Source organism: Microbacterium sp. KSW4-4, assembly GCF_023091185.1.
GTDB classification, from domain to species: domain Bacteria; phylum Actinomycetota; class Actinomycetes; order Actinomycetales; family Microbacteriaceae; genus Microbacterium; species Microbacterium paraoxydans.
This window is the reverse complement of the sequence record NZ_JAHWXJ010000001.1, coordinates 1,569,866-1,588,554: the sequence shown is the minus strand read 5'-3', so window position 1 is coordinate 1,588,554 and position 18,689 is coordinate 1,569,866. Positions and strand designations below refer to the sequence as shown.

17 protein-coding genes are annotated in these 18,689 nt (G+C 72.9%); 8 read left to right on the top strand and 9 right to left on the bottom strand.

Going from position 1 to position 18,689, the window contains the following annotated elements:
* The first annotated feature begins 451 nt into the window (after positions 1–451).
* The 3 genes from KZC57_RS07980 to KZC57_RS07970 all read left to right on the top strand — a co-directional run bounded on the left by KZC57_RS07980 (position 452) and on the right by KZC57_RS07970 (position 3,267).
* On the top strand, positions 452–1,189 hold the full coding sequence (locus tag KZC57_RS07980) for a DUF1684 domain-containing protein (protein WP_105950480.1): 738 nt from the start codon (positions 452–454) through the stop codon (positions 1,187–1,189).
* 33 nt (positions 1,190–1,222) lie between these two features.
* Complete coding sequence (locus tag KZC57_RS07975) at positions 1,223–2,272, top strand: biotin/lipoate A/B protein ligase family protein (RefSeq protein WP_025105437.1); 1,050 nt, start codon at positions 1,223–1,225, stop codon at positions 2,270–2,272.
* Positions 2,273–2,349: 77 nt separating this feature from the next.
* On the top strand, positions 2,350–3,267 hold the full coding sequence (locus tag KZC57_RS07970) for a site-specific DNA-methyltransferase (RefSeq protein ID WP_247641615.1): 918 nt from the start codon (positions 2,350–2,352) through the stop codon (positions 3,265–3,267).
* Between the two features lie 23 nt (positions 3,268–3,290).
* Here the strand turns inward: KZC57_RS07970 and KZC57_RS07965 are convergent, their stop codons facing one another.
* Genes KZC57_RS07965 through KZC57_RS07955 form a run of 3 tightly spaced genes read right to left on the bottom strand, consistent with a single transcriptional unit; the run spans position 3,291 to position 5,535 of the window.
* Positions 3,291–3,641 carry a cupin domain-containing protein gene (locus KZC57_RS07965; protein WP_247641436.1) on the bottom strand — a complete coding sequence of 117 codons (351 nt, stop codon included), beginning with the start codon at positions 3,639–3,641 and terminating at the stop codon, positions 3,291–3,293.
* Positions 3,638–5,041, bottom strand: coding sequence for an FAD-binding oxidoreductase (locus KZC57_RS07960; protein WP_247641435.1), 1,404 nt, complete (start codon positions 5,039–5,041; stop codon positions 3,638–3,640). Before KZC57_RS07960 ends, KZC57_RS07965 begins: the two co-directional genes overlap by 4 nt.
* A gap of 26 nt (positions 5,042–5,067) precedes the next feature.
* Positions 5,068–5,535: an Lrp/AsnC family transcriptional regulator gene (locus KZC57_RS07955; RefSeq protein ID WP_025105441.1), complete on the bottom strand. Its 468-nt coding sequence runs from the start codon at positions 5,533–5,535 to the stop codon at positions 5,068–5,070.
* 99 nt (positions 5,536–5,634) lie between these two features.
* Here KZC57_RS07955 and KZC57_RS07950 point away from each other — a divergent pair, with 99 nt between their 5' ends.
* On the top strand, positions 5,635–7,083 hold the full coding sequence (locus KZC57_RS07950) for a gamma-aminobutyraldehyde dehydrogenase (protein WP_247641434.1): 1,449 nt from the start codon (positions 5,635–5,637) through the stop codon (positions 7,081–7,083).
* Between the two features lie 13 nt (positions 7,084–7,096).
* Here KZC57_RS07950 and KZC57_RS07945 read toward each other — a convergent pair whose 3' ends face one another.
* Positions 7,097–7,624, bottom strand: coding sequence for a GNAT family N-acetyltransferase (locus KZC57_RS07945; protein WP_247641433.1), 528 nt, complete (start codon positions 7,622–7,624; stop codon positions 7,097–7,099).
* Between the two features lie 168 nt (positions 7,625–7,792).
* Between KZC57_RS07945 and KZC57_RS07940 the strand changes: the two genes are divergently transcribed.
* Genes KZC57_RS07940 through KZC57_RS07930 form a run of 3 tightly spaced genes read left to right on the top strand, consistent with a single transcriptional unit; the run spans position 7,793 to position 11,210 of the window.
* A complete protein-coding gene (locus KZC57_RS07940; RefSeq protein WP_247641432.1) occupies positions 7,793–8,938 on the top strand; it encodes an ROK family protein in 1,146 nt (381 codons plus the stop codon).
* Between the two features lie 23 nt (positions 8,939–8,961).
* Entirely contained in the window at positions 8,962–9,888 is a 927-nt protein-coding gene (locus KZC57_RS07935) for a polysaccharide deacetylase family protein (RefSeq protein WP_247641431.1), read from the top strand.
* A complete protein-coding gene (locus KZC57_RS07930; protein ID WP_247641430.1) occupies positions 9,885–11,210 on the top strand; it encodes an MFS transporter in 1,326 nt (441 codons plus the stop codon). The genes KZC57_RS07935 and KZC57_RS07930 overlap by 4 nt, the downstream gene beginning before the upstream one ends.
* Before the next feature lie 2 nt (positions 11,211–11,212).
* On the opposite strand, the gene galE is transcribed toward KZC57_RS07930, so the two are convergent.
* Genes galE through galT form a run of 3 tightly spaced genes read right to left on the bottom strand, consistent with a single transcriptional unit; the run spans position 11,213 to position 14,605 of the window.
* On the bottom strand, positions 11,213–12,190 hold the full coding sequence (gene galE, locus KZC57_RS07925) for a UDP-glucose 4-epimerase GalE (RefSeq protein ID WP_247641429.1): 978 nt from the start codon (positions 12,188–12,190) through the stop codon (positions 11,213–11,215).
* 46 nt (positions 12,191–12,236) lie between these two features.
* On the bottom strand, positions 12,237–13,421 hold the full coding sequence (galK, locus tag KZC57_RS07920) for a galactokinase (RefSeq protein WP_247641428.1): 1,185 nt from the start codon (positions 13,419–13,421) through the stop codon (positions 12,237–12,239).
* Positions 13,418–14,605, bottom strand: a complete 1,188-nt coding sequence (galT, locus tag KZC57_RS07915) for a galactose-1-phosphate uridylyltransferase (RefSeq protein WP_247641427.1) — start codon at positions 14,603–14,605, stop codon at positions 13,418–13,420. Before galT ends, galK begins: the two co-directional genes overlap by 4 nt.
* 81 nt (positions 14,606–14,686) lie before the next feature.
* On the opposite strand from galT, the gene KZC57_RS07910 reads away from it, so the two are divergent.
* The gene (locus KZC57_RS07910; RefSeq protein ID WP_247641426.1) at positions 14,687–15,676 is read left to right on the top strand and encodes a LacI family DNA-binding transcriptional regulator; all 990 of its coding nucleotides are present in this window, start codon (positions 14,687–14,689) and stop codon (positions 15,674–15,676) included.
* 6 nt (positions 15,677–15,682) lie between these two features.
* Here KZC57_RS07910 and KZC57_RS07905 read toward each other — a convergent pair whose 3' ends face one another.
* Positions 15,683–17,638: a DUF2264 domain-containing protein gene (locus KZC57_RS07905; RefSeq protein WP_247641425.1), complete on the bottom strand. Its 1,956-nt coding sequence runs from the start codon at positions 17,636–17,638 to the stop codon at positions 15,683–15,685.
* Positions 17,635–18,648: a hydroxyacid dehydrogenase gene (locus tag KZC57_RS07900; protein ID WP_247641424.1), complete on the bottom strand. Its 1,014-nt coding sequence runs from the start codon at positions 18,646–18,648 to the stop codon at positions 17,635–17,637. The genes KZC57_RS07905 and KZC57_RS07900 overlap by 4 nt, the downstream gene beginning before the upstream one ends.
* Positions 18,649–18,689 lie beyond the last annotated feature (41 nt).

The window sequence follows — 18,689 nt, the reverse complement described above, 5'->3', positions numbered from 1 at the left end:
CGGTGAGCGGGTACGCCGGTGGCCGCGCCGCTGATAGGGGCGGTGGTGGTGAGTTCGGAGCGTACGCGTGGCCGAGGGCCGCGCGGTGGCGGGATCAGAAATGGGCCGGAGGACGGGATGGCGGGTGCGGTTTCGATCCCGAGGGAGGTGTGTGGCGGGCGTGTCTGGCTGGCGGGATCAGAAACGGGCGCGGGATGGGGTGGCGGGGGACGGTTTCGATCCCGCGCGGGAGGCCGGCGGTGGGGGCGCCCGGGGGCGGGATCAGGAACGGGCGGGGGAGGGGGGTGGGGAGGGACGGGTGTGATCCCGCACCGGATGGAGGGACGGGCCGAGAGGTGTGTGACGCGGGATGACGCGGGGTGAAGGCGTGTGACGGAGGGAGGCCACGGGCCGTGGGGGCAGCCCTAGATTCGGGGCACATCCGCACGAGCGAGGGGGAGGGCCCGCGGCGATGAGCTTCCTGACCGACTGGCATGAGTGGCACGCGGCGCGCGAGCGCTATGCGGGGTCGGAGTACGGGCCGTCCGCGCTGGAGTCGACGAACTGGCTCATCACCGAACCCGCCGCGGTCGACGGCGTGCCCGGACTCTGGGCCCTCACCGGGGACGGCGGCATCCGCGGCAGCGAACTGGGACCGTCGGGGTCGGTCGTCACCCTCCGCGGCACCCAGACCCTGCGCCTCGGGCGGCGCGAGCTGCGTGTGTTCGACCGCAACGGACTGCTGGCCCTCCGCGTCTGGAACCCCGCTCGTCCGCAGCGGGAGTGGTTCACGGCGATCGACGCCTACGCCCCCGACGAACGATGGCGGATCCCGGCCACGTTCGAGCCCGCGCCAGACGAGCGGATCGTCGTCACGGCGGTCGACGGCGAGGAGCGCGAGACCGCGATCGCCGGACGCCTGCGGTTCGAGCTCGCCGGGGCCCCGCGCGAGCTCACGGTCACCCGCAGCGGGAGCGGAGCGCTGAGTGCGGTCTTCGCCGACGGGACGAACGGGCTGGAGACGTACCGGTTCCGGTTCCTCCCCGTCGACGAGCCCGCCGCCGACGGGTCCGCCGTGATCGACTTCAACCGGGCGTACCTGCCGCCGTGCGCCTTCTCCGACCAGTTCATCTGCCCCCTGCCCACGCCCGGCAACCGCTACTCCACGCCGATCAGGGCCGGGGAACGCGTGGTCGTGCTCGGCGGCTGACCACGGCGGCAGCGTGCGCCTTAAGCTGGATCCGTGCACGGTGAATACAAGGTTCCTGGGGGCAAGCTCGTCGTCGTCGACCTCGAGGTCGAGAACGACCGGATCGCGCGGTTCCGGCTCGCCGGGGACTTCTTCCTCGAACCGGACTCCGCGCTCGACGACATCAACGCCGCCGTCGAGGGCCTCCCCGCCGAGTCCGACGCCACGGCCATCGCCGCGGCCGTCCGCGGTGCCCTCCCCGAGGGGGCGCAGCTGCTCGGCTTCAGCCCCGAGGCCGTGGGCACCGCCGTGCGTCGCGCTCTGGTCACCGCGCCCGGGTGGCGCGACTTCGACTGGGAGATCGTCCACGAGAAGGCGGTCTCGCCGCGCATGAACCTCGCCCTCGACGAGGTGCTCACCTCCCGGGTGGGCGAGGGGCGCCGTCGTCCGACGCTGCGCATCTGGGAATGGGACGAGTCGGCCGTCGTCATCGGGTCGTTCCAGTCGTACCGCAATGAGGTCGACCCCGAGGGCGCTGCGAAGCACGGCTTCGACGTCGTCCGCCGCATCTCGGGCGGCGGAGCGATGCTCATGGCCGCGGGGCAGATCATCACCTACTCGCTGTACGTGCCGGCCTCGCTCGTGGCGGGAATGACCTTCGCCGACTCCTACGCGTTCCTCGACGACTGGGTGCTGCAGGCGCTCCGGTCGCTCGGCATCGACGCCGTCTACCAGCCGCTCAACGACATCGCGAGCCCGACCGGCAAGATCGGCGGCGCCGCGCAGAAGCGCCTCGCGAACGGTGGCGTGCTGCACCACGCCACCCTCTCCTACGACATCGACGGCCAGATGATGACCGAGGTGCTGCGCATCGGCCGCGAGAAGCTCAGCGACAAGGGCACGACCTCGGCAGCCAAGCGCGTCGACCCGCTGCGCAGCCAGACCGGACTGGAGCGGGCCGAGATCATCGAGCGCTTCAAGGACACGTTCCGCTCGCTCACCTCCGCCGAGGACGGCGGCATCACGCCGGACGAGTACGCCGATGCCCAGGCGCTGGTGGAGTCGAAGTTCTCGACCGACGCGTGGCTGCACCGGGTTCCGTGAGCCCTTCGACAGGCTCACGCCCTTCGACAGGCTCAGGGACCCAGGAGGACGGCTCAGGGACGCAGGTTCCGGGGCGGGTGTCGGTGATCGAGGGGGACAACCTCGCGGTCGCGGCGACCCTCCCGTCCGCATCCTTCACGCTCGTCTACCTCGACCCGCCGTTCAACACCGGAAGAGTGCGGGAGCGGCAGGTGGTCACCGCCCGCCGCACGTTCACAACTCCGGAGGAATCGGCTGATCCGGATGGCAACCGCTCCGAATCGGCCGACACCGCATCAGATCTCCTGGGTTCTGAACGGGCGCCCGGCGAGCCCGAGGTGCGGCACGGCTTCCACGGGCACCGGTACGAGCGGGTGCGGGGCATGCTGCGCGCGTACGATGACAGCTTCGACGACTACGGCGCCTTCCTCATGCCGCGGCTGGAGGAGGCCTGGCGGCTGCTCGCCGACGACGGCACCCTGTACCTGCACCTGGACTACCGCGAGTCGCACTACGCGAAGGTCATGCTCGACGCGGTGTTCGGCCGGGACTGCTTCCTCAACGAGCTCATCTGGGCGTACGACTACGGCGCGAAGTCCCGGCGGCGGTGGCCCACCAAGCACGACACGATCCTGGTGTACGTGAAGAACCCGCGGACGTACGTGTTCAACTCCGACGACGTCGACCGGGAGCCGTACATGGCGCCGGGACTGGTGACCGCGGAGAAGGCCGCGCGCGGCAAGCTGCCGACGGACGTGTGGTGGCACACGATCGTCCCCACCACCGGGCGGGAGAAGACGGGCTATCCGACGCAGAAGCCCGAGGGCGTCCTCCGGCGCATCGTGACCGCGTCGAGCCGGCCGGGCGACCGCGTGCTCGATCTCTTCGCGGGCAGCGGTACGACCGGAGCCGTGGCCTCCGCACTCGGTCGGGAGGCGGTGCTCGTGGACGACAACCCGGAAGCGGTGCGGGTCATGGCCGCGCGCATCCCGCACGCGGAGGTCCGCCGGGCCTGAGCGGGCCTGGTCGGCAGCAGGCGTCAGAGCCCGATCGAGACCTTCCGCAGGGTCTCACTCACCGTCCAGACCGTCCGCATGCCGGCCGTGAGCCGCATCACGGACCCCGGTCCGAGCTCCACCGGAGGGAGCGCGGGCGCGGTGAACGTCACGGTCGCGCGCCCGGAGAGCACGACGAACACCTCGTCCTCCTCGATGTCGGACGCGGTGCCCGCGGTCATCTCCCAGACCCCAACCTCGATCCCGCCCGCATCGTCGAGCACCGCGTAGGCCGTGGTCGGCGCGCCGTCGCGGACGTCCTCGTCGGGCAGCGGGGCGTGCGTCAGCGCGAGGCTCCCCGCGTCGACGACGGCCCCCGGGGGGAGCGCGGTCACGAGTCGAACCCCATGCCGAGGGCGTCGAGCGTCTTCAGGAACAGGTTCCGGCGCCCCTCGTTGTGATCCGCCCTGTCCATCGCGGCACGGACGAGGTTGATGCCGACGGACGCGGCGGGCTCCGGCGGGAACGGGATCGGCTTCTCGCGCACCATCCGGAGCTGCGTGCGCTCGGTCTCCTCGCCGGCGAGCTTGTCGAGCATCACGTCCGCAGCGAACCGGGCGGCGCCGACCCCGAGGCCGGTGAAACCCGTGGCGTAGGCGACCCGGCCGCCGCGGGCGGTGCCGAAGAACGCGCAGAACCGGCTCGACGAGTCGATCGCTCCGGCCCAGCGGTGCGTGAAGCGGAGGCCGGCGAGCTGCGGGAACGTGGTGAAGAAGTGCGAGGCCAGGCGCCGGTGGCTCTCCATCCGATCCTCGTAGGCGGGGCGCACCTTGCCGCCGAAGTGGTAGACCGCGTCGTAGCCGCCGAACAGGATCCGGTCGTCGGCGGTGAGGCGGTAGTAGTGGAACTGGTTGGCGCTGTCGGCGAGCCCCTGGCGGTTCGGCCAGCCGATGGACGCGAGCTGCTCGGCCGACAGCGGCTCCGTCATCAGCACGTAGTCGTACACGGGAACCGTCATGAGGCGGTTGCGCTTCAGGAGCGAGGGGAACACGTTCGTCGCGAGCGCCACCGTGTCGGCCGTCACCCGGCCGTGCTCCGTGACGAGGGTCACCGGACCGGAGTCCGCGCCCTCGATCCGCCGGACGAGGCTGTGCTCGTGGATCTCCACGCCGAGCTCGGCGGCCACCCGCGCGAGCTCCAGGCCCAGCTTCGCCGGGTGTACGAGAGCGCAGCCGTCCCGGTCCCACGCGCCGGCGAGGAACGTGGGCGAGTGCACCTCCGCCTGCACCGCCTCCCGGTCGAGGAAGCCCTCCTCCTCGCGCAGCCACTCGACCTGATGCGGCTCGACGGCCACCGCGAGCTGGCCCGTCCGCTCGAACTCGGCATCCATGTCGTACCGCCGCACGGTCTCGGCGATGCCGTCGAGGTTCTCGTGGCCCAGCTCCTCCAGACGGTCGATCTCCTCGGGCCAGCGGTTCACGCCGTTCTCGTGGCCGTGCGTGAGGCTGGACTCGCAGAAGCCGCCGTTGCGCCCGGACGCCGCCCAGGCCACGCGGGACGCCTCGAGGAGGACCACCCTCCGCTCCGGATCCCGCTCCTTCGCGCGCACGGCTGTCCAGAGTCCGGTGTAGCCGCCGCCGACGACCACGAGGTCCGTGTGCACGGTGCCGCGGAGTGGCGGATGCGCGGGGCGCTCGACGTCGTCGAGCCAGAAGACCGACAGGGCCGTGTCGCGCAGGGCGTCGTCGATGACGGACTGCGGAGGACGCCGGCGTTCGAAGACCGTGGTGCCCATGTTCACTCCGATGCGAGGGGAGCGCGTCAGCGCGTTCCCCAGTTGTAGAGGTCTTTGTAGAGGCCGGCGTAGAGCAGGCTCTCCGTCTGGATGATGCCGGGGATGGTACGGATGCGGGTGGCGATGAGGTCGAGCAGGTGGTCGTCGTCCTCGCACACCGCCTCGACGAGGATGTCGAACGTCCCGAGAGTGACCACGACGTACGCGAGCTCCGGGATCGCCGTGAGCTCCTCCGCGATCGCGCGGGGGTCGCCGGACACCCGGATCCCGATCATCGACATGCGGTGGAAGCCGAGCTGCAGCGGGTCGGTCACGGCGACGATCTGGATCAGGCCCGATTCGGTCAGCCGCTGCACCCGCTGGCGGGCCGCGGCCTCGCTGAGCCCCACCTCCCGGGCGATCTCCGCATAGGGACGCCGACCGTCCTCCTGCAGCAGCTCGACGATGCGCTTCGAGATGTCGTCGAGGGCGGGGGGAGGCGTCTTCGGACTCATGTACCGATCGTGACACTCGGATGGGGGCTGCGCAACTGAATCCGTCGATCTGTGGACGAAAAGCTACAGATTCCGCGTTCCGATGGCTACCATGGCGCTATGTCCTCACCGTCGACGATGACCGTGCCCCTGCAGAACTTCATCGGCGGTCGCGCCGTCACCGCAGCGGGGAGCGGGCGCCTGCCGCTCATCGATCCGGTGACGGAGGAAGCCTACGGCGAGATCCCGATCTCCGACCGCACCGACGTGGATGCCGCGTATGCCGCGGCCGCGGCGGCGTTCCCGATCTGGCGGGACACCCCGCCGTCTGCGCGCCAGCTCGCGCTGTTCCGCATCGCCGAGGAGATGGCCGCGCGGGCCGAGGAGTTCGCCGACCTCGAGTCGAAGGACACCGGCAAGCCGCGGGCGACGCTCGTCGCCGACGAGATCCTGCAGTCCGTGGACCAGCTGCGGTTCTTCGCCGGCGCCGCGCGGAGCCTCGAAGGTCGAGCCGCCGCGGAGTACCTCCCCGGGCACACCTCCTTCGTGCGCCGGGAGCCGATCGGCGTGATCGGGCAGGTGACGCCGTGGAACTACCCCCTGAACATGGCGGTGTGGAAGATCGCTCCCGCGCTCGCCGCCGGGAACACGGTCGTGCTGAAGCCGGCGGAGTCCACGCCGCTCACCACTCTGCTGCTCGCGGAGATCGTCGCGCGCCACACCCCCGCCGGCACCCTCAACATCGTGCTCGGCGACCGTGAGACCGGAGCGGCCCTCGTCGAGCATCCGACGCCGCAGATGGTGGCCATCACCGGCTCGGTGCGCGCGGGCATGGCCGTGGCCCGCTCGGCGGCCGACGACGTCAAACGCGTGCACCTGGAGCTCGGCGGCAAGGCGCCCGCGATCGTCTTCCCCGACGCGTCGATCGAGAAGGCGGTCGAGGGCATCGTCACGGGGGCCTTCTTCAACGCGGGGCAGGACTGCACCGCGGCGACCCGGGTGCTCGTGCACGCGTCGGTGCACGACGAGCTCGTCGCGGCACTGGTGGAGCGGACCCGCACGCACGCGCGGACCGGGGCGCCGGACGAAGAGGGCGTACTGTACGGACCGCTGAGCAGCGCGGCCCAGCTCGCGCAGGTGCAGGGCTTCGTCGACCGGCTTCCCGGGCATGCGACGGTCGCGACCGGCGGGGCGCGGCAGGGTGACCGGGGCTACTTCTGGGAGGCGACCGTCGTGACCGGCGTGCAGCAGGACGACGAGGTCGTGCAGGGGGAGATCTTCGGTCCCGTGCTCACCGTCCAGGCCTTCGACACCGAGGAGGAGGCGCTCGCGATGGCGAACGACGTGCCGTACGCGCTCGCCGCGTCGGTGTGGACCCACGATCATGCCCGCGCCATGCGCTTCTCCCGGGATCTCGACTTCGGGTGCGTCTGGATCAACACCCACATCCCGTTCGTGTCGGACATGCCGCACGGCGGTTTCAAGCACTCCGGATACGGGAAGGACCTGTCGCAGTACGGCTTCGACGACTACACCCGCATCAAGCACGTGATGAGCGCGCTCGACTGACGGCGGGACCGCTTCAGCGCGAGGCGAGGTGCTTGACGCGGCGGTGCTCGCGGAGCGTGAACTGCGGGCGCTGATCGATCTTCGTGGCCCCGTCGAGCTCCCACCCGTGCCGGGCATAGAAGCCGTCGGCGCGGTCGTTGCCGTCGAGCACCCAGAGGTAGGCGCGGGTGTGGCCGGCGTCGATCATGCGCTGCTCGGCGGCGTCGAGGAGGGCGTGCCCCGCCCCCGTCGACCACGCGGTCGGGTCGGCGTAGATGCCGTACAGCTCGGCGTCGTCCAGGCCGTCGGGGTCGCGGCCGGAGCCGAACGACACCCAGCCGACGACGGTGCCGTCGCGCTCGGCCACCAGGGTCCCGAGGCTCGTGGGCAGCGGGTCGGCGAAGATGCGGCGCCACCCGTCGGCCCGCTCCGAGACGGACAACCCGTCCAGCACCTCCTGGTCGATGAGGCCCTCGTAGGCCGCCTGCCACGAGCGCACGTGCACTCCGGCCACGGCCTCGGCATCGTCGGCGACGGCGTCTCGGATCACCAGGGGCGTCATCCCTCCACCCTATGCGCGCCCGCCGACGTCCTTCCGTCCCCTCCCGGTACTCGGTGACCCGGTGCTGGCGACCCGGCCGGAGAAGACGGGTCGACGGGTGCGACGCGATGTGGCAGGCTGGCGGGCACCGACTCCGCACGAGAATCGACCCCCCAGAGGTTCCGCCGCATGTCACGACCCCTCGCAGGACCGCAGACCCTGCTCCGTACACTCAACGGCCGCGCGATCCTCGAGCGCCTCGCCCGGAGCGGACCGCAGACCCGGGCCGAGCTCATGGCGGCGACCGGCCTCTCCCGCACGGCCGTGACCCAGGTGCTGCGGATGCTCGACGCGGCAGGAGCCGTCACCGCGGCCGGGGTGGACCGCGACACCCGCGGGCCGGCGGCCGGCCGTGTCGCGCTGCACCCGGACCTCGGCTTCGCGGCCGCCGTGCACGTGGACCATCACGCCGCCCACGTCGTCCTCGTCGACGCGACCGGCACCGTCAGAGCCGAGCGGCACGGCGCCTTCCCCACGGGCGCAGACCGCGTCGCGCACATCGCCGCGCTCGTCACGGCCTGCCGCCGATCCGTGAAGGGCGCGCTCCACCTCGCCGTCGTCGGAGTGCCCGGGATCGTGGCTGCCGACGGTGCGATCCGCGACGACCAGGGGCCGGACGGCGGCGCCTTCCGCGTGGCTCTCGCGGCCGCCCTCGACTGCCCGGTCCGCGTCGAGAACGACGTCAACCTCGCCGCGCTCGCCGAGTCGACCAGCGGCGTCGGCATCGACCTCTCGAGCTTCGCGCTCCTGCTGCTCGACGACGACCTCGGGGCCGGGATCGTGATCGACGGGACGCTGCATCGCGGGTTCTCCGGAGTGGCGGGCGAGGTGATGTACCTCCCGCAGACCCCGGTGCCCATCGGCGCCCCCGTCGCGGGGGCCACGGTGGTGCGCGACCTCGCCCTCGGCCTGGGGCTGGATGTCGACGCGCCGTTCCTCGCCCACCTGGAGGCGGCACAGCGCGGCGACGAGGCGGCGCAGGCGCTCGTCGCCGAGATCGGACGCCGGCTCTTCCTCGCGGCGGGCAGCGTCGCCCTCGTGCTCGATCCCGAGGCCTTCATCCTCGGCGGGGAGGCGGTGCACCCGGCGCTCCTGGACGCGATCGAGCGCGTCGCGGACGAGTTCTCCGCGCAGCTGCCGCTCCGCTTCCTCGCCTCGGCGTTCGGGCCGGAGGCGCCGCTCGTCGGAGCCGTGGGCGAGGCGGCCTCCGCGCTCCGTGCCGACGTCTTCACCCGGATCCTCACCCCCGCCCGCGCAGCCGCCGCCGGCCGCTGACCGCCCGCCCGACAGGACACGCCATGACCGCCTCCTCCGCCCTCGCCGACCGACTCGGACTGCCGTCCGGAGCCAGGGCGGTCATCCTCAACGCCGACGACTTCGGGATGTGCCATGCCGCGAACGCCGCGATCTCCGGACTCCTCGTGCGCGGCCGGATCGACTCGGCGACGGTGATGGTGCCCTGCGCGTGGTCCCCGGAAGCGCTCGCCTTCGCCGCTGCCCACCCGGACCTCGACGTGGGCGTGCACCTCGTGCTCACGAGCGAGTGGCGCCGGTACCGATGGCGTCCGCTCACCGGGGCCTCGACCCTGGTCGACGCCGACGGGTACTTCCCCGCCGACGTCGCGACGGTGGAGCAACACGCCTCCGAAGCGGACGTCGCGGCCGAGATCGCCGCCCAGCTGCAGACCGCGCTCGATGCCGGCGTCGACGTGACCCACCTCGACAACCACATGGGATCCGTCTACGGGCTGCTGACCGGCCGGGACTTCCTGCGCGCCGTCTTCGAGCTCGCCGCCCGGCATGGCCTCCCCTTCCGCCTGCCCCGCGAGATGGAAGGGGCGGACGCCGATCCGATGCTGCAGGCGAAGCTCACCGAGGCCGCGGCGGTGGCCGATGCGTTCGGCGTCGAGATCGTCGACCGGCTGTGGACGCACCCGTTCGAACTGCGCGGAGAGGGCACCGCCGACGAGGAGTCGTACGAGCAGGTCCGAGACGGCTTCCTCGCGGTGCTGCGCGCCGTCCCGCCCGGGGTCACCGAGATCTACCTGCACCCGATGGCCGACGGCGAGGAGCTGCGCGCGGCGGTGGACTTCGCGGCGGCCAAGCGCGGCTACGAGCTGCGGCTGCTCGACGACCCTCTCGTGCAGCAGACCATCGCCGAGGAGGGCCTGGTCCGCGTCGGCTGGCGCGCGATGCGGGAACTACAGCGGGGAGACGCCCGATGACGACGCTCGGCGAACGGCTGCGCGACCGCCGTCTCGACGCCGCTCCCACCCGCTCCCAGACCATCGCCTTCGGGGCCTCGGGGTTCCCGACGCAGCTGATGACGCAGACGTTCTCGGCGTTCGTCGTGTACTTCTACGTCTCGCACCTCGCCGTCCCCGCGGGGTGGGTGGCGGCGGCGATGATCGCGCACGGCATCCTCAACGCGGCGCTCAACCCGGTCGTCGGGGCGCTCTCCGACCGGATCCGCACGCCGTGGGGCCGCCGCATCCCGTGGATCGGGCTCGGCATCGTGCCGCTCGTCATCGCCTTCGCCCTCGTCTGGATGCCGCCCGCGCTCCCGGCGGCCGGGCTCATCGTGTGGTTCCTCGTGGTCGTCGCGGTCTACGACATCGCCTTCGTCGTGGTGGTGCTGAACATCTCCGCGCTGTTCCCGGAGATCTTCCGCACCACGGAGGAGCGCGCCCGCGGGAACGTGCCGCGGCAGATCTTCGCGATCCTCGGCATGGTGCTCGGCACGGCCGGAGCCCCCGCGCTCTATGACGCGATCGGCTGGCCGGGGATGGCGCTCGTGCTGTCCGGTGTCTGTCTCGTGCTGCTCGCCTGGTCGTTCCTCGGCGGGATGATCGAGCGCCGGGTGCCGGAGGCCGCCTCCGAGGCGATGCGCTGGCGGGATCAGCTCGTCTACACGTTCCGTAACCGCGCCTTCGTGCCGTACGTGCTGGGCTCGCTCTGCGTGCAGACCTCGATCGCCGTGATCCTCGCCGCCGTCCCCTTCTACGTCCGTTACTCGCTGGGGGCGGCCGAGGGCGAGGGGAGCCTCCTGCTCGGCGCCATCTTCCTCACGGCGATCCCGTCGATCGTGCTGTGGAGCGCGGTGGTCCGGCGCACCTCCCCGCGCACGGCCCTGCTCTGGAGCGTCGGGGTGTTCGGGGTCGCGGTGCTCGGGTACCTCATCCCGACCTCCGTGGGGGCGGCGGCTCTCGTCGGGATCGCGGTCGGGGTCGGCGTCGGCGGGCTGCTGCAGCTCCTCGAGGTCGTGCTCGCCCAGATCATCGACGACGACGCGCATCGCACGGGCCACCGCCGCGAGGGCGCCTACTTCGGTGTGAACGGCTTCGTCGTCCGCGGCTCCGTGGTTCTCCAGGCGATCGTCGCCGCGGCCGTGCTGACCGCGACCGGCTTCGATGCCGAGCTCGGCGACGCGCAGCCGGAGGCCGTCGACGGCGGCATCCGGCTCATGCTGGCGGTCATCCCGCTGGCGTTCACCGCCGTCGGATGGCTGTGCTTCTGGCTCTACCCGCTCCGCACCCGCGACGTGTGAGGTCAGCCGGCGGCGCGGCGGGCCTCCCAGCCCGTGCGCACCATCTCGTCGACCGTGTAGCGCATGGTCCAATCGAGGTCGCGCGCCGCGAGCTCGCCGGTCGCCACGATCCGATCCGGGTCGCCGGGGCGACGAGGGCCGACCTCCGGGGTGAAGTCGATGCCGGTGACACGGGCGACCGCATCCATGATCTGCTTCACGCTGAGGCCGTCGCCGGAGCCGAGGTTGTACGCGGGCTCGATCGGAGCGCCCGAGGCCAGGCGCTGCGCTGCGGCGACGTGGGCGGCGGCGATGTCACCCACGTGCACGTAGTCGCGGACGTTCGTGCCATCAGGGGTGTCGTAGTCGTCGCCGAAGATCTTGGGAGTGCGGCCCTCGATCAGCGCCTCGAAGACGATGGGGAAGAGGTTGTGGGGGCTGACGTCGTAGACCGTCGGGTCGGCCGAGCCCACGACGTTGAAGTACCGCAGCGAGGTGTGGCGCAGCGGGCGGTCGGAGTCGGCGGTGGCGATCGCCTGATCGCGGAGCAGCCATTCTCCGATGAGCTTCGACTCGCCGTAGGGGCTCGCGGGCCGCTTGGCGGTGTCCTCGACGACGAGGGAGACGTCCGGGGTGCCGAACACGGCCGCCGAAGACGAGAAGACGATGTTCGCGACACCCGCCGCCGCCATCGCCTCGAGGATGATCCGCGTCCCCTCCACGTTCTGGGCATAGGTGTGCAGCGGGCGCTGGACCGAGACTCCGGCGTACTTGTAGCCCGCGACGTGGATCACGCCCTCCGCCTCGTGCGTGCGCAGCGTCTCCTCGACGAGGGCGCGGTCGAGGATGCTGCCCCGCACGAACGGCACGCCCTCCGGTACGAACGAGGCCACGCCGCTGGACAGGTCGTCCAGCACGACGGGGGAGAGGCCGGCCTCCGCGAGGGCGCGGACGACGTGGGCACCGATGTAGCCGGCGCCGCCGGTGACGATCCAGGACATGCGTTCCTCTCCTGCCGCGGCGGTGGCGGCTCGACCCTTCATTGTGTCAGGCGTCGCGGCGCGGACCTGCGGACGGGCTGACCTCGAACAGGTGCGGGGCGACGAAGCCCTCCGCGGCGAACCGCCCCCGCACCGCATCGGCGAGGTGGGGCACGGCGTCGCGGTCGACGAGGGCGATCGCGGCACCCCCGAACCCGCCGCCGGTCATGCGTGCACCCCCCGCGCCCGCCGTGAGGGCGGTCTCCACGGCGGCGTCGAGCTCGGGCGTGGAGATCTCGAAGTCGTCGCGCATCGACGCGTGGGACGCGACGAGGAGGTCGCCGATGCCGCGTGCGCCCGCGGTGCGCAGCGTCGCCACGGTGTCCTGCACGCGCTGGTTCTCCGTGACGATGTGGCGCACGCGGCGGAAGGTCACGTCGTCCATCAAACTCTCGGCGCGGGCGAGGTCGGCCACGGCGACGTCGCGCAGCGCGGACACTCCGAGGATCGCGGCTCCGCGTTCGCAGGCGGCGCGGCGTTCCCGGTAGCCGCCGGTGGAGTGCGCGTGCGTGACACGGGTGTCCATCACGAGCACCGCGAGTCCGGCATCGGCCATGCCCAGCGGCACGACCTCGGCGGCGAGGGAGCGGCAGTCGAGGAAGATCGCGGCGTCGGGCTCCCCGAGCATCGAGGCCATCTGGTCCATGATCCCGGTGGGGGCGCCCACGGCCTCGTTCTCCGCCGTCCGCCCGACGCGGGCGAGGGCCACGGCGTCGAGATCGGTGCCCCAGAGCTCGTTCAGTGCCGCGGCCGTCGCGCCCTCGATCGCGGCGGACGACGAGAGCCCGGCGCCGACCGGGACGTCGGAGGCGATCGCGATGTCCAGGCCGGAGACCGCGGTCAGGTCGGCGGCCGCACGCAGCGCCCAGGCGACGCCCAGCGGGTAGGCGGCCCACTCCGGCACCGCGGGCTCCGTCCCGGGCGGGGTGGGGAAAAGGAGGTCCAGCTCGTCGAGGGCGACCTCCACCGGCTCGTCGGCGAAGGTCGAGGCGACGCGGAGCCGACCGTCGGCGCGACGACCGACCGCGGCGACCGTCCGCTGGGGGATGGCGAACGGGAGCACGAAGCCGTCGTTGTAGTCGGTGTGCTCGCCGATGAGGTTCACCCGTCCCGGCGCCGACCAGACGCCGCCCGGGGTGCGCCCGGCGAGAGCGGCGAAGAGCTCGGCGGCGGCGTCGTGTGCGGAGGTCATGCGGAGGCTTCCTGATCGGTGCGGGCGAGGGCTTCGCGGAGTCGGGCGGCGCCCTGCTCGGGCGCGACCTCGGCGGCCCACGCCCACATCGCGGCCTCGGAACCCGCGAGGAACTTGAGCTTGTCGGCGGCGCGGCGCGGGCTCGTGAGCTGCAGGTGCAGGCGCACGGTGTCGCGGCCGATGTGGACGGGGGCCTGGTGCCAGGCGGCGATGTACGGCGTCGGGCTGTCGTAGAGCGCGTCGACACCGCGGAGGAGGCGGAGGTAGAGCGGGGCGAGCTCGTCGCGCTCCTCCGTTGTGGTCTCGGCGAGGTCCGGCACGTGCCGATGCGGCATGAGGTGCACCTCGAGCGGCCACCGCGCCGCGAAGGGCACGAACGCCGTCCAGTGCTCGCCGCGGAACACCACCCGCTCGGACGCCTGCTCCTCGGCGAGGATGCGGGCGAAGAGGTCGGGCGCGGTGCGGTCGACCGCGTCCAGCACCCGGGCGGTGCGTGGGGTCACGTAGGGGTACGCGTAGATCTGGCCGTGCGGGTGGGGGAGCGTGACGCCGATCGCCTCGCCCCGGTTCTCGAACGGGAAGACCTGCTGGATGCCGGGGAGGGCGGACAGGGCGGCGGTGCGGTCGGCCCAGGCCTCGATCACGGTGCGGGCGCGGGTCTCGGTCTGCGTCCCGAAGGAGCCGGAGTGCTCGGGGCTGAAGCACACGACTTCGCAGCGGCCGACGGCGCTACGGGTGCGCCCGAGTCCGAGGGCCGCGAGGTCGTCGAGGCCGCGCGGGGGGTTCGTCGCCCCGGGGGCGGTGCCGACGGGCTCGGCAAGGGCGGGGCCGAACGCGGGGGAGCGGTTCTCGAACACGGCCACGTCGTACCGGGACGGCACCTCGGAAGGATTCCCCGGCGTCTGCGGCGCGAGCGGGTCGGCGTCGGCTCCCGGCATCATGACGCGGTTCTGGCGGTTGGCGGCGACGGTGATCCAATCGCCCGTGAGCACGTCGAGCCGCATGGTCGCGGTGTCCGGTCGAGGTGCCAGGGTCCGGGCGTCGACCGACCGCTCGGCACCCAGAGTGGTGTCCGGATCGTCGTAGTAGATGAGGTCACGGCCGTCGGCGAGGGTCGTCGCGCGTTTGACGACGCCGGCGCCGAGAAGCTCGGTGCGGATCTCAGGAGATTCGGGCGTGTTCACGTCAACATGCTAGGTGGGGCGCCGTGCTAACGTCAACATCACTGAGTTGTGAACGGAGGATCCGTGGTCGAGAAGCGCCCGATGGCGACCGCCGCTCGCGTCTCCATGGCGACCGTGGCGGCGCGCGCTGGCGTCTCCGGGCAGACCGTGTCCCGCGTCGTCAACGGCAGCCCGCGCGTCGATCCGGACACCCGGGCGCGGGTCGAGGCCGCGATGTCAGAACTGGGATACCGGCCGCACCGGGCCGCGCGGGCCCTGCGCACCGGCCGCAGCCACACCATCGGCCTCGTCGTGACCACCCTCGCCACGGTCGGCAACTCGCGCATGTTGCAGGCCACGGCCGAAGCCGCGGCGGTCCGTGGATACGCGCTCACCGTCGTCACGGCCGCGGACGGACTGGATGCCGCGTTCGCCCGGCTCGTGGACCAGGGCGTCGACGGCGCCCTCGTGCTGAACGAGGCGTCCGCGCTCGTCCCCGCCGCGACCCTGCCGCCCGGCCTGCACCTCGTCGTCGTAGACGCGCGGGCCGGTGCCGGAGCGACGGTCGTCCACAGCGATCACTTCGCGGGAGCGCGCGCCGCGACGCAGCACCTGCTGGCTCTCGGGCACGAGACCGTCCACCACCTCGCAGGGCCGGAGGAGTCGTTCGCGGCCGTGGAGCGCGAGCGTGGGTGGCGCGACGCCCTGGCGGCGGCCGGACGCACGCCCCCGGCGGTCGCGCGCGGGGACTGGAGCGCGGAGTCGGGCTTCGCCGCGGCACCGGCCCTGGGACCGGCGACGGCGGTATTCTGCGCCAACGACCAGATGGCGCTCGGGCTGCTGCGGGCGGTGGCGGAGTCCGGGCGCACGGTCCCCGCGGACGTCAGCGTGGTCGGCTTCGACGACATCCCCGAGGCGGCGAACTTCCTCCCGCCGCTCACGACCGTCCGGCAGGACTTCCCGGCGCTCGCGCAGCAAGCGGTCACGGCGCTCATCGCGGCTGTGGAGGGCGACGGGACCGCGACGGATCCCGCAGTACCCGTGGTGGTGCCGACCCGGCTCGTGGAACGGGCGAGCACGGCACGCCGCTGACGACGCTCAACCGCGGGGCAGGAACTCCTCGGGGTGAAGGGTCGTCGCGGCGCCGTCCGGCCACGACACCGTCACATCGTCCTGCCGCAGATCGAGCCGGGGAGCCCCGGGCGAACTCCCGAGCAGCACGCCCGCCGCGATCCAGGCGGCGGGTCGCACCGCCGCGGAGAGCCACGGGGTGGCGGTCTCCGGGCCGAGCGGCGTCACGTCCCGCTCCCGCCGGACGCCTGCGGTCGCGTCGTCGAGGCCGTGGAGGCCGACCACCCGGCTCTGCGTCTCCCCGCCGGGGGTGAGGGCGGCGACGGCCGCGGGGCCGGTCTCGACGACGGTGGGGGCGGATAGTGCCCACCCACCGATGCGGAGGACGTCGCCGTCGTGGATCGCCCCCTCCGTCCCCGCGCCCGGCCGGACCCGCACGAGCCGCACCTCCCACGGTCCGCGCACCACCGACACCACATCGACCACGGGGCCGACCGTGGTCTCGGTGGCCGTGCCGCCCCCGCCGACGTCGAACCTCGCGCGGATGCTGCCGTGCCAGTGCGCGGGGCCGGAGGAGCCGCCGAACGCCGTGCCGTCCGTCTCCCTCAGCATTCCCGTCAGGAAGCCCGAGCGGTGGCTCGCTCGGCCCCCGCGCACCACGGCGACCGTGCCGTCGAGCGGGTCGCGTGCCCCGGGGCCGGCGAGAACCGGGGCGGTCGCGGTGGAGTAGCCGAGTTTCGCGTACAGCGGCGCATCCGGCTTGAAGGCGCCGGGCGTGCGGTGGTCGGTGCCGTGGTTGACCACCCGCACCATGCCGTCCGCGGTGCCCGTCGCCAGCCATCCCGGGGCGAGGAGGACGCGGGCGAACGGACCCCGATCGATCGGCAGGGGCTGCTCGACGGCGGTCCAGAACGGATGCGCGGCGGGAAGCGCGAGGGGCAGAAGGCCCTTCGCCGCCCAGTACGGGGAGCCGGGGCCGGAGTAGTCCTGGGCGAGCGGGCGCCAGGGTCCGTGCCAGCCGAGAGGGAGAACTCCGGTCGCGTCCGGCGCGCCCCGGTCGGCGAAGTGCCGCACCTGCCCGCTCACCGCGCGGCGCAGCAGGCCGGGATGGTGCCGGGACGTGCCGCTGAACGCGGCCACCCCGGCCGCGGCCGCCGTGGCGAAGCGGTAGGTGAGGCTGCGCCCCTGAAGGAGCGGTCCGCCGTCGGCGCCGACGAGGTGCAGCGCGTCGTCGAGGAACGCGTCGAGCCGGCGGCGGTACCGGGCGACCCGGTCCGTGTGCCTCGGCTCCTCGCCGACCATGTCCGCCCAGAGCAGCGGATAGAAGGACAGCGCCCAGCCGGCGTAGTGGTCGAACGACCGGGCGGCACCGTCCGCGCTCCAGCCGCCCGCGCGTTCGAAGCCGTCGAGGAGTGCGAGGTCGGTCGCGCGATCCGCGGCTGAGTACGGCCCACCGACGCTCTCCAGGAACTGCTCGACGAGCACCCGGAACCACGCCCAGTTGTTCGGCGGGTAGCTGCCGCCGACGAATTTCGCGAGGTAGTCCACGGTGTGGGTCCGTGCCGTGTCGTCGAGGCGCGCCCACACCGTGTCGCGCGTGAGGTGCAGGCCCACCGCGAGCGCCGCCGCCTCGACCTTCGCCTGGTCGACCTCATCAGGGCGCGGCCACCGTTCGGCACCGTCGGGGTCGACACCGGCAGCGAGGCCCCGGGCGTACCGGTCGGCCAGCGACTCCGTGCCGAGCGGGTCGCCGGCGATGCGGAACGCGGCCAACAGGAACGTGCGGCTGAATCCCTCGAGCGCATCGACCGCGGAGCCGAAGCCACCGGGGGCGCCGGGGTAGCGGATGCCCGCACCCGCCGGGCTCGCATGTCGGGCGGCCCCGTCGAGGATCGCATCGGCCACCGTCATCAGGTGCGCACGCGTCCATCCCGTGTACGGGGAGAGCGCGCGGTCGTCCAGAGGCAGCGCGAGGAGGGTCATGCGCTGTGCGCGAGGTCGGCGCGGTGCACGGGGTGCCGCGGCGGAAGGCCGGTCACCCACGCCTCCAGCTCGTCGAGGGCGGCGTCGGCCAGCCGGTGCGCCTCGGTGCCGAGGGAGCCGGCGAGGTGCGGGGTGACCGCGACGTTCGGCAGGTGCAGCAGCGGGTGGTCGGGCGGAAGCGGCTCCGGGTCCGTGACGTCGAGGATCGCGTCGAGGCGACCGGCGGCGCACTCCGCGAGAAGCGCCTCGTGATCGAGGAGGGCGCCCCGCGCGGTGTTGAGCACCGTGGCGCCGTCGCGCAGGGCCGCGAGCTGCGCGCGGCCGATCATCCCCCGCGTCGCGGGCAGGGCGGGTGCGTGCAGGGAGAGCAGATCGACGGCGGGGAGCAGGGCGTCGAGCGGGACGAGCCGGGCACCGGCCGCGGCCACCTCCTCGGGATCCGCGTACGGGTCGGCGACGAGCACCTCAAGGCCGGGGAAGGGCCGCAGCAGGTCGACGACGCGGCGGCCGATGCGGGAGAACCCGACGATGCCGACCGTGCGGTCGAGGTTGCCGATGCGCCCGCCGACGCGAGGCCCGACGCGCAGGTCGTGCTGCGCGTCGTCCGCACGGAGCGGGAGGAGGGCGCGCTTGCCGGCGAGCAGGATCATCGCGAGCGTGTACTCCGCGACCGGGGCCGCGTTGGCCTCGGCGGCCGAGGTGAGCAGGATGTCGCGCTCCCAGAACGCCTCGGACACGAGGCCGCGCACGCTTCCCGCCGCGTGGAACACCGCGCGCAGCCGGGGGAGCCGATCGAGCAGAGGTGCGTCCAGGACCGGAGCGCCCCACCCCGTCACCAGGACCTCCACGGCGGCGAGGCGGTCGTCCAGCGTCGGGGCGTCGAGAGCGGGGGTGTGCACCGGATCGCCGGGCGCGGTGAGGGTCTGCAGGCGGGCGCGCCGCGCATCGTCGAACACGAGGTCCCACGCCTCCGTCGAGAGAGCGGCGAGGACGACTGGTCGAGGGGTCATGGGTCTCCGCGGGTCTCGGGTATGCGCTTGCCGAAGCGCGC